The organism is Cognatishimia sp. 1_MG-2023, from assembly GCF_030548175.1.
GTDB lineage: Bacteria > Pseudomonadota > Alphaproteobacteria > Rhodobacterales > Rhodobacteraceae > Cognatishimia.
Map to the genome: position 1 here is coordinate 445864 of NZ_JAUORX010000003.1, position 10003 is coordinate 455866.

General features: G+C 52.5%; 10 protein-coding genes. 3 read left to right on the top strand and 7 right to left on the bottom strand.

Annotated features, from left to right (window positions below):
- Positions 1 to 179 precede the first annotated feature (179 nt).
- A complete protein-coding gene (locus tag Q4544_RS07550; RefSeq protein WP_303504945.1) occupies positions 180 to 893 on the top strand; it encodes a thioredoxin family protein in 714 nt (237 codons plus the stop codon).
- On the opposite strand, the gene Q4544_RS07555 is transcribed toward Q4544_RS07550, so the two are convergent.
- Together Q4544_RS07555 and purB are read right to left on the bottom strand one after the other, a co-directional pair.
- Positions 894 to 2045 carry a flagellar motor switch protein FliG gene (locus tag Q4544_RS07555; protein ID WP_303504947.1) on the bottom strand — a complete coding sequence of 384 codons (1152 nt, stop codon included), beginning with the start codon at positions 2043 to 2045 and terminating at the stop codon, positions 894 to 896. It abuts the gene before it with no gap.
- A gap of 21 nt (positions 2046 to 2066) precedes the next feature.
- A complete protein-coding gene (gene purB / locus Q4544_RS07560) occupies positions 2067 to 3368 on the bottom strand; it encodes an adenylosuccinate lyase (protein WP_303504949.1) in 1302 nt (433 codons plus the stop codon).
- Positions 3369 to 3449: 81 nt separating this feature from the next.
- Between purB and Q4544_RS07565 the strand changes: the two genes are divergently transcribed.
- A complete protein-coding gene (locus tag Q4544_RS07565) occupies positions 3450 to 3779 on the top strand; it encodes a hypothetical protein (RefSeq protein WP_303504950.1) in 330 nt (109 codons plus the stop codon).
- 61 nt (positions 3780 to 3840) lie between these two features.
- Here the strand turns inward: Q4544_RS07565 and Q4544_RS07570 are convergent, their stop codons facing one another.
- Positions 3841 to 5058, bottom strand: coding sequence for a bifunctional alpha/beta hydrolase/OsmC family protein (locus Q4544_RS07570; RefSeq protein ID WP_303504951.1), 1218 nt, complete (start codon positions 5056 to 5058; stop codon positions 3841 to 3843).
- Positions 5059 to 5638: 580 nt separating this feature from the next.
- Here Q4544_RS07570 and Q4544_RS07575 point away from each other — a divergent pair.
- The gene (locus Q4544_RS07575) at positions 5639 to 5968 is read left to right on the top strand and encodes a DUF1330 domain-containing protein (protein WP_303504952.1); all 330 of its coding nucleotides are present in this window, start codon (positions 5639 to 5641) and stop codon (positions 5966 to 5968) included.
- A 134-nt stretch (positions 5969 to 6102) separates the two neighbouring features.
- Here Q4544_RS07575 and Q4544_RS07580 read toward each other — a convergent pair whose 3' ends face one another.
- From Q4544_RS07580 to Q4544_RS07595, 4 genes are all read right to left on the bottom strand, one after another.
- The gene (locus Q4544_RS07580; protein WP_303504954.1) at positions 6103 to 6726 is read right to left on the bottom strand and encodes a LysE family translocator; all 624 of its coding nucleotides are present in this window, start codon (positions 6724 to 6726) and stop codon (positions 6103 to 6105) included.
- 88 nt (positions 6727 to 6814) lie between these two features.
- Positions 6815 to 7498 (bottom strand): hypothetical protein, encoded by a 684-nt coding sequence (locus Q4544_RS07585; RefSeq protein WP_303504956.1) that lies wholly within the window; start codon positions 7496 to 7498, stop codon positions 6815 to 6817.
- A gap of 257 nt (positions 7499 to 7755) precedes the next feature.
- The gene (gene glnA / locus Q4544_RS07590; protein ID WP_303504958.1) at positions 7756 to 9162 is read right to left on the bottom strand and encodes a type I glutamate--ammonia ligase; all 1407 of its coding nucleotides are present in this window, start codon (positions 9160 to 9162) and stop codon (positions 7756 to 7758) included.
- 37 nt (positions 9163 to 9199) lie between these two features.
- On the bottom strand, positions 9200 to 9538 hold the full coding sequence (locus Q4544_RS07595) for a P-II family nitrogen regulator (protein WP_303504960.1): 339 nt from the start codon (positions 9536 to 9538) through the stop codon (positions 9200 to 9202).
- Positions 9539 to 10003 lie beyond the last annotated feature (465 nt).

Below are 10003 nucleotides of genomic sequence, written 5' to 3' on the forward strand. Positions count from 1 at the left end.
GTCTTGCTGGTGATTGTTGTGGCGCATGTGGAATAGGCAATCAAGGAATATCGACTAAACTGTATGCTATTGCATACCGTATTTCACAGAAGAGAACGGAATCTCGCAAATGGTTGATTGGCGTTTCATCTCGGTTGGCCGTATGCATTTATGAAAGCCCCTAAAAGGACATTAATCGCATGACTGGTTTCGCGCGTTGGATCGCAATCGCCACTTTAGGCCTCGCAAGTTCCGTGGCCAGCGTTGTTCACGCTGGAGAGCATCCCGTTGTTGTGGAGCTGTACACTTCGCAAGGTTGCAGCAGTTGTCCGCCTGCGGACGCGTTCTTTTCCAAAGATCTTGTTGGCCGCGATGATGTGATCGCACTGGCGCTGCATGTGGATTATTGGGATTACATCGGTTGGAAAGATGATTTTGCCGATCCGGCATTCACCAAACGCCAACGTAACTATGCGCGGGCTGCCAGAAAACGCACGGTGTATACGCCGCAGATGATTATTGGCGGTGTCGATCATGTGGTTGGTACGCTGCCAAATGAAGTAAAGGCCCATATTGGTGAACATGCGGCTGATCAAATGCCGATTGATCTAGAGGTGGCACGCAACGGTGATCGGTTGACGATCAAGCTGGATGCCGATGGGGCTGATGCGGCGCAAATGGTTGTGCATGTGGTGCGCTATTCGAAGAAAGATGTGCGTGACATCAAACGCGGTGAAAACGCGGGCCGTACATTGACCTATACGAATACAGTGACCAGCTGGGACACGGTTGGCGAATGGAACATGCGCAAAGCAAAAACGATGCGCGCTAAGGTGGCGGGTGATGAACCGGTTGTTGTCTTGGTGCAGCGCAAAGGCTTTGGCCGGATCGAAGCGGCGGCAGAGCTGCGCTGATTATTCATCATCTTCTTCGGGGATGATGAAGGTAATCTCGCCATTCGCTTGTAGGGTGCGGATGGCGGCGACCACTTGGTTAAAGGCGGATTCGCCGTCTTTTTCGCTGACTTTCCCAAGTTCTTCGACTTCTTCGCGCAATTGATCGGCCATGCGGCTGGACATGTTTTCCAACAAGAAGGTGCTGGTGGCCCCCGTGTCGCCGTCTTTGCCATAGGCGATGGCTTTGATCAGGTCGTCTTGGTCTACCTCACGCAGGATATTCGGAACATCGCGGGTTTCGATCCGTGATGGGATGTCAGGATAGGTAAAGATTGCTTTGCGGACTTGATCGGCAAAGGGTTCGTCATCTTCGGTCAGAGAATTCAGCAGGCTATCGCGGGTGGCGGCGGGCGAGAAGTTTAGGATAGCCCCGACGCGATCCACCGGTTCATCGGTGAAGGCGCGGGGTGTTTTATTATCGAGCTGAGCGGCAAGGGCGATACCTATGCGCACGACGGCATCCGGCGTGACGGCATCGGTGAGTGATATGGCATAGGTGATGCGCCGCGCTTCTTCTCCGGGGAGGGAGGACAACAGATCGGCGGCCTTGGTGACATCCAGCTTGGCAAGAATCACGGCGGCGACTTCGGTGCTTTGGCTAGTGACCATTGGTGTTAGCTGATCGAGGTCCAGGGCACGCACACGGTCCCATGGGTCGCCCAGTTCTAATACACCGGCCTCGCGTCGCAGACGATCTGCGGTGTGTTGACTGATCTTACCTTCAAGCGCCGCGAGGGCTTCGCCAATGCCCTTGGGGAAGGAAAGGCCAATGCTTTCAAGTTCTTCCGCGAATTCCATGACCACCTGACTAAGCGTTTCGCGATCAACGTAGCGCATTGATCCGATCATCTGGGCCAGATCGACCTGCATGTCATCTGTCAAACGATCTATCGCGACCTCCGCCCCCTCGTTCATAAGAAAGCGCACAATGATCGCAGCCTTTTGGCGGCGGGTCAGCCGAAGGGCCGCAGTGGGCGGGGGTAAATGGGCAATCGCCTGAGACATAGTATTCCGGTTCTTAGAAAACTCGTCCACAGACTGCGCGTCGAAGGCTAAACAAACACTGAACGCCAAAGCAAAAGGCCCACCCAAATGGGCAGGCCTTTGCATCAGATTTTATCTATTTAGCGCTTAGCCGAAGACGCGCTTAAAGATCGTATCAACATGTTTCGTGTGATATTCCATGTTGAATTTTTCGTTGATGCCATCTTCGCCCAGGGCCGCAACAACATCAGCATCCGCCAATAGTTTTTCGCGGAAATCTGTGCGGTGCTCCCATACGTGTAGCGCGTTGCGCTGAACCATGACGTATGCGTCTTCGCGGGATACGCCCGCTTGGGTCAGGGCCAACAGCACGCGCTGAGACATCACCAAGCCTGGGAATTTGTTCATGTTGTCCAGCATGTTCTCTGGGAAGATCAGCATTTTGTCGATCACGCCGGTCAAACGCGCCAAAGCGAAATCAAGGGTGATGCAAGAATCTGGGCCAATCGCGCGCTCAACAGAAGAATGCGAGATGTCACGCTCGTGCCAAAGGGCGACGTTTTCCATCGCTGGGATCACGGACATGCGCACCAGACGCGCCAAACCGGTTAGGTTTTCGGTCAGAACTGGGTTCTTTTTGTGCGGCATCGCGGAAGAACCTTTTTGGCCCATCGAGAAGAATTCCGCGCCTTCTAGAACTTCGGTCCGCTGCATGTGGCGGATTTCGATTGCGACGTTTTCGATCGAGGATGCGATCACACCCAAAACCGCAAAGAACATTGCGTGGCGGTCACGTGGGATCACCTGTGTTGAGATCGGCTCTGGTTTAAGGCCAAGCTTGGCGCAGACGTGCTCTTCAACGGCTGGGTCGATGTTGGCGAATGTGCCAACCGCGCCAGAGATTGCGCCGGTTGCGATTTCTTCGCGTGCGGCTTTCAAACGGGCAAGGTTACGGTCCATCTCGGCATAGAAACGTGCGAAGGTCAGGCCCATTGTTGTTGGCTCTGCGTGGATACCGTGTGAGCGGCCAACGCGAACTGTGTTCTTATGCTCAATCGCGCGCTTTTTCAGCGCAGCGAGTAGCGCGTTTACGTCGTCGATCAGGATGTCTGCAGCGCGTACCAATTGCACGTTTAGGCAAGTGTCCAGAACGTCAGATGATGTCATGCCCTGATGCACAAAACGTGCTTCGTCAGATCCAACATGTTCTGCAAGATGCGTCAGAAACGCGATAACGTCGTGTTTGGTAACCGCTTCGATTTCGTCAATGCGGGCCACGTCGAAATCAACGTCTTTGGCTTTCCAAACGGCATCGGCGTTTTCGCGTGGGATCACACCCAGATCTGCTTGAGCATCGCAGGCGTGTGCCTCGATCTCATACCAGATCTTAAATTTGGTTTCAGGGGACCAGATGGCAACCATCTCTGGACGGGAATAACGAGGGATCATATCACAGCCTTGTGTTCTGACGCGGAAGTTGTGCGCGGTATAGACTGACCCCATAAAATGAACAAGTGAGGTTTGCTCGAAATGCGGCGCATTGCCCTTATTTTACTTATGATTGCAGGCACGGCTCAGGCGGATGACTGGCGTGCACTAAATGGTGACGAAATTCGCACAGCATTGACCGGCACCACGCTGACCTATCCGAACGCGACACAAAGCTTTCAGGCCGACGGCAAGACACCCTATGTGGCTGGCAGGCCTTCTATGGGTGCGTGGGAGGTCCGTGGGGATCAATATTGCAGCGTTTGGCCGCCCAGCGATCACTGGGCGTGTTTTGATATGTTTGCAAAGGACAACATGCTGCGCTTTGTCGGATCACGCGGCGACGTGACAGATGGCGTGATTACACCCTAGTCTTTTTCTTGAGTTAAATACCTCGGGGAGCGCGAGGGGCTGGCCCCTCGCATCCTTGGTATCAATCGTCAGCCAGTTCGGTGATCACTTCGCTTGATTTCTCAAGCGTGCGGTGGACCGGGCATTTATCAGCAATCTCTAGCAATCGCTGTCGTTGGGTGCTGTCAAGCTTACCGCCAAGGTGAATGACACGGGTAAAGCTATCAATCCGGTCGCCTGATCCGGTGCCCGCGTCTTGGGCGTGGACTTTGTTGTGGCGTACATCAACCCAGACATGTTCAAGCGGCCAACCTTTGCGGCGGGCATACATGCGGATGGTCATCGACGTGCAAGAGCCAAGGCCAGAGGACAAGAACCCATAAGGGGTCATGCCTTTGTTGGTGCCGCCATAGGCCAATGGTTCATCTGCCAGAGTGTGATGAAACGGGCCAGAGTTCACGTCTTGGAGGAACCCATTTGGATCCGCTTCAGAGACACGCACAACACCTTCGGGTGCGCCGATGGGTGGGGCAGGCGGCGCAAGGTGCAAATAGCGGGCGGCCCAAGCTGCGATGACTTCAGCTGCGTATTCCGCGTCTTCTGGGCGGCTGATCAGGTGATCTGAATCATCCAGCGTGACAAAGCTTTTGGGATGTTTGGCCGCCATAAAGATGGCAGAGGCATTTTCGATGTCGACCACATTGTCGCGTGGTGCGTGCATGACCAATAGCGCGCGACCCAGTTTGCCGATGATTGGCGCTAGTTTTTGTCCGGCGACGTCTTCGACAAAGTCTTTGCCGATGGTGAAGGGACGACCGCCCAAGCAGACCTCGGCCTGACCTTCGGATTTGATTGTCTCCAAGGCGCCATCGAAGTTGTGGGTAACGTGACCCGGATCAAAGGGGGCACCCAGTGTGACCACGGCGCGCACGCTTGGCATATCGCCAGCAGCACGCAGAACAGCTGCGCCACCAAGGGAATGGCCGATCAACATGTCAGGCGCCATGTCGCGGCTTGCTAGATAGTTAGCAGCGGCACGCAGGTCGTCTACGTTGGATGTGAAGGTGGTGTTGGAAAACTCCCCTTCGGAATGGCCAAGGCCGGTGAAGTCAAACCGCAGAACCGCCAGCCCCATTGCTGCAAGGCGGCCGGCAATCCGGCGTGCTGCAGGAATGTCTTTGGAACATGTAAAACAGTGGGCAAACAACACTGTCGCGAGATGCGGCCCATCGGGGATGTCTAGGCGTGCCGCGAGCTTCTCGCCACTGTGCCCAGTGAAGGTGATACGTTCAGTCGTCATACTCAAAGCGGTCCTTTGCCTGTTCCGACCCAATTTGGGGCACGTGAGCCGCGAGGCCAAGGTCTATGTCAGCACTGTCACGGCAAGGTGAGCAGATGGGAGCGGGCGCGAGTTGGTTAGCTATGGGGGCGGGGGTGCTGAGCTCTTCATAATCGGAGATTGGGTGCTGGGGCAATGGATGCGCATTGTATGCGGCAGAATCAGTTGCGTTTGTACTTAGCCAAAAAGGTGGGGTGTTTTTGATTGTCGGTTGGTGCGACAAGCCCTGTTTCAATTTTAGGCTGCAGGTTCGGCACAACCTAAGCATTGCAGGAAACCGTCAAAGTTTGTTTCGGGACTTCTGTGGGTGGGGCGTAAATACTGATGCTAGATTAACTAATCGGGCCTTTGGGAATATTTCATATGCAATGCCATGAGGCTTGCGATCTGACGGTCTTAACAACCTGAATTTGAATAATTCTACCTATAGTGTTGTTCTAAACCTAATCGAAAGTATAGCTATTTCACCCTTAGGGACCGTGGTGCCGGATTAGAAATTTCGTTAAGTTGGCGAAAGAAAAATTAAAAAGAAAGCCCTGACATGACTGTTACCGTTGTGGCAATGACCAGCATTAACGAAGATGAGCCAATGGCATTGGCGGAATACCTGCAGGTCACGGGACCGTTGCTGGAGCGTGCCGGCGCGCGAATTTTGAAACGTTTCACGGTAAATGAGGTTGTGGTGGGGCATCGGCCCGCCAAAACGGTCTTTATCGTAGAATATCCAAGCAAGGCCGCTGTCGACATGGTGTTTAACAGTGCGGAGTACCGCAGTATCATTCCGGCTCGGGATTTGGCGTTTAACGAATACAGCGTGACGGTTGCGACGGATGGCGAAAGCGCGAATGACGCGGCGGTTGCTGTCGATTGATCTTTGGTATCAGAATTAGAAAGAAAAGCGCCCTTTGAGGCGTTTTTTTGTTTTTTGGTATTTGTGACGATTAGGTTGCCATAAATTCCAACACTCTGGAACGTGCTGTTGGTGGTCAGATTGAGGCGTTGGCCTTATTGCGCGCGGACGCTGGCCATTTTGAATCCTGCGAACAAGAGGGCGAGGCCTGCTGTTTTGTTAACTGCGCTGACGATCCATTTTTTGACGCCGCCGCGGGCGAGGCGATCGCCGAGGAAGGCGTATGCGCTGTAGGCAGTGACATCTATTAGGAAAGTCGTGCCTCCCATGATTAGGATTTGTGGAATGATCGGCGCATCGGTGTCGAGAAACTGCGGCAGGATCGCTGCGAAATAGAGCAAAGCTTTGGGGTTGGCGAATTCAATCACGAACCCTTTTGCAAATAGGGTGCTGACGGCTGATGTGTGTTTGTCTGGTTGCACCGAGATCGCGCCGGCTTTGCTTAGGAGTGCTGTCAGGCCCAAATATACCAGATAGGCGACACCTACCCATTTGATGATGGAAAACAGCAGGTTGGATGCAATGATGAGCGAAGCGACCCCTGTGGCGGAAAGAACGAAGTAGACTACATTGGCGAGCGCCACTCCTGCGACGCCAAAGAGGGCGCGCTGTCCGCCGTTTGTGGCGCCTTGGGACGCCATCGCGATGGCTGCCGCGCCGGGAGTGAAGACGACAACGGTCGTTGTCAGCAAAAAGATCAGGTAGGTTTCTAACGCCATTGGGCCGCCCTAACGATTGAATTTAGGGTTTGATGAGGCGCGTTATTGCTGTGAAACGCAATCCGTTTCTTGCGCAAATACTGACAGTTTATTGCAGCAGCTGATACCGAATTTCGGTATTGGGGCGTTGGCTATTGCGCGCGATCATCACCATTGGTTCTGGAAAACGGAATTGATTTACACCCGTGATTTCTTTGTCCCAATTTGGTGACATGGGATAGGCAAGGTTACGGGTCTTTAGGTTGCTCCATTCGGAGCTAACCGCGTTAGGCGCTGAGAGGCCGGACCAGTAGTTTGTTTGGCTTAAGCTGTAGCAGGTATATTTCGCTGACATCAGATCAGAAAAGTTACGGCCCCGGCGAGCAAGGCCGTCTGCTGTGAATTCAAAGAAGGTCGCGTTTGAGGTTTCGGGTTGCCAGATTGCGCGCTGACGTCCGGGAATATCACCAGAATATGCCGCGGACATGATGGGTGACATAACCACATTTAAAGTGTCCATATCGGGTTGAATGCAAATATCTGTTGGCGCATAGCCATCCGCCAAAATGCGCAGATGGGGAGTGGCCACGGGCATATCGACCTTGCCGCTTGGATCGCTGAAACCTGCGAATTGCCCTTTGGAATCATCGGTACCTGACATTTCAATAACAGTGGCGCCTGCGACGGGGCAGTGGCGGTGCAGGTCTATGAGGAGAAGAGACGCGACAATGCTATTGCTGAAGGCAACACGGTTCTGAGTGGCCTTCATCTGCCCGGCTATGTGTTCATTCATTTTGTTTAAACCTGCCCAAAACCGTCTGAGAAAACCAATGTTTTCAATCCGGAGGCAGTTTGCACCAAGAGGCCAGTAAATACAGGGTTTTGTGCTGTAAAACGTTGGTTTTCAGTAAGTTTTTTTGAAAGTTACAATGCTGACTAGTGGTTCAAAAAAACGGTTCTCTTTAGGGTTGCTTTTATGGTGTTTGGCTGTGGGTCAAACGAAAACAGGCGCCCCGTGGGGGCGCCTGTTTCGAATCAATGTCTAACTGATTAGCAGCTGTAGTACATGCCGAATTCAACTGGGTGAGGCGTGTGCTCATACAGTTCAACTTCGCCCATTTTCAGTTCGATGTAACCTTCGATCTGATCTTTGGTGAATACGTCGCCAGCAGTTAGGAAGTCGCTGTCTTTTTGTAGCTCTTCAAGTGCTTCACGTAGGGAACCACAAACTGTTGGGATGTCTGCCAGTTCTTCAGCAGGCAAGTCATACAAGTTTTTGTCCATAGCTTCGCCTGGATCAATCTTGTTTTTGATGCCGTCAAGGCCAGCCATCAGAAGTGCTGCGAAGCACAGGTATGGGTTGGATGATGGATCAGGGAAACGAGCCTCTACGCGTTTTGCTTTTGGCGATTCTGTCCAAGGGATACGTACACAGCCAGAACGGTTGCTTGCAGAGTATGCGCGCAGAACTGGTGCTTCGAAGCCTGGGATCAGACGCTTGTACGAGTTGGTGGATGGGTTTGTGAAGGCGTTCAACGCTTTCGCGTGCTTCAGGATACCACCGATGAAGTACAGAGCTTCTTGGGACAGATCAGCGTATTTGTCGCCTGCGAACAATGGCTTGCCATCTTTCCAGATGGACATGTTCACGTGCATACCTGTGCCGTTGTCGCCAGCGATTGGCTTTGGCATGAAGGTAGCGGATTTGCCGTAAGACTGAGCCACGTTGTGGATCACGTATTTGTATTTCTGCAGTTCGTCCGCTTGCTTGGTCAGGCTATCAAAGATCAGGCCAAGCTCGTGCTGACAGGACGCAACCTCGTGGTGGTGCTTGTCTGTCTTCATGCCGAGACGCTTCATTGTGGACAGCATTTCGGAACGGATGTCTTGAGCGTCGTCAATTGGGTTTACTGGGAAGTAACCGCCTTTGACGCCAGGGCGGTGGCCCATGTTGCCCATTTCGTATTCTGTGTCTGTGTTCCAAGACGCGTCTTGTGCATCAACTTCGTAAGATACTTTGTTGATGGTGTTGGAGAAGCGTACGTCGTCAAACAGGAAGAATTCTGCTTCTGGACCCATGTATGCCGCATCGCCGATACCGGAAGATTTCAGGTATGCTTCGGCTTTTTGAGCTGTGCCGCGTGGGTCACGCTCGTATGCTTCGCCAGTGTCTGGCTCTACGATAGAGCAGTGGATGCAGATTGTTTTTTCTGCGTAGAACGGATCCACATATGCAGATTTTGTATCTGGGATCAGTTTCATGTCGGAGTTTTCGATAGACTTCCAACCTTCGATGGAAGAGCCGTCAAACATGAAGCCCTCTTCGAGGAAATCTTCGTCAACCAGATCAACGTCTACTGTGACGTGCTGTAGTTTACCGCGTGTGTCAGTGAAACGAATGTCGACATAAGCCGCATCTTCGTCTTTGATCAGCTTGAGAACTTCACTTGCGCTCATGTCTGAATCCCTTTGATATATCTAGAGTGATTGGCGTTTATAGTGCGTCTGAACCGGATTCACCGGTACGGATGCGAATGGCTTGTTCGACGGTGCTGACAAAAATTTTGCCGTCGCCGATTTTATCAGTTTTCGCAGCGTCTACGATCGCTTCGATGGCTTGGTCGACCAGCTCGTCATCTAATACGACTTCAATTTTCACCTTTGGGAGAAAATCAACAACGTATTCTGCACCACGATACAGTTCTGTATGACCTTTCTGACGGCCGAAACCTTTGACCTCGATCACAGAGAGGCCTTGAATTCCCACGTCTTGCAACGCTTCTTTCACTTCATCCAATTTGAATGGCTTGATGATCGCTTCGATCTTTTTCATCTCGGGGGGCCTCCTCGCCTGAGTTCAACTGTGCTGATCCCATTTTCAGGCGGGGGTCACAATTGGCTTGTGCAATGCTTTACCCGCGTGCGAAGGGGATTTCTAGGTGTTGCTTAAAAAATAGGCAACTTGCACGCAAATTGTACTGAATTGAATCGCTGTTGGAGCGAGGAATGTCCTAAATATTGCGCGTTGCATAAATGAGCGGCGAATGATTCCGCAACTTTAGAAGAATTCATTTGTGTGAACCGGTTCTAAGTTGGTGGCCCTGTAGGGCAACTGTGAACTTGGGGCAGGGCTGTTGATGTGGGCCGAGGGGCCAGCCCCACGGGCTCCCCGGAGTATTTTGGGAAAGATGAAGGGGGGGATTCGGTTTTCTGCGGGGGAAGTGGGCGTTGAAATGGGATTTGGGGCAGGGTGTTGTGGTTTCATTAAAGTGAAAACGCGTTGTTTTTAGGGGCCGTG

What these genes read in the sequence shown, in the direction of transcription:
- glnA (WP_303504958.1), bottom strand. Translation starts at nt 9,162, where the DNA reads ATGAGCGCAAGTGAAGTTCTCAAGCTGATCAAAGACGAAGATGCGGCT.
- Q4544_RS07565 (WP_303504950.1), top strand. Translation starts at nt 3,450, where the DNA reads ATGCGGCGCATTGCCCTTATTTTACTTATGATTGCAGGCACGGCTCAG.
- Q4544_RS07575 (WP_303504952.1), top strand. Translation starts at nt 5,639, where the DNA reads ATGACTGTTACCGTTGTGGCAATGACCAGCATTAACGAAGATGAGCCA.
- Q4544_RS07585 (WP_303504956.1), bottom strand. Translation starts at nt 7,498, where the DNA reads ATGAATGAACACATAGCCGGGCAGATGAAGGCCACTCAGAACCGTGTT.
- Q4544_RS07570 (WP_303504951.1), bottom strand. Translation starts at nt 5,058, where the DNA reads ATGACGACTGAACGTATCACCTTCACTGGGCACAGTGGCGAGAAGCTC.
- Q4544_RS07595 (WP_303504960.1), bottom strand. Translation starts at nt 9,538, where the DNA reads ATGAAAAAGATCGAAGCGATCATCAAGCCATTCAAATTGGATGAAGTG.
- purB (WP_303504949.1), bottom strand. Translation starts at nt 3,368, where the DNA reads ATGATCCCTCGTTATTCCCGTCCAGAGATGGTTGCCATCTGGTCCCCT.
- Q4544_RS07550 (WP_303504945.1), top strand. Translation starts at nt 180, where the DNA reads ATGACTGGTTTCGCGCGTTGGATCGCAATCGCCACTTTAGGCCTCGCA.
- Q4544_RS07555 (WP_303504947.1), bottom strand. Translation starts at nt 2,045, where the DNA reads ATGCAAAGGCCTGCCCATTTGGGTGGGCCTTTTGCTTTGGCGTTCAGT.
- Q4544_RS07580 (WP_303504954.1), bottom strand. Translation starts at nt 6,726, where the DNA reads ATGGCGTTAGAAACCTACCTGATCTTTTTGCTGACAACGACCGTTGTC.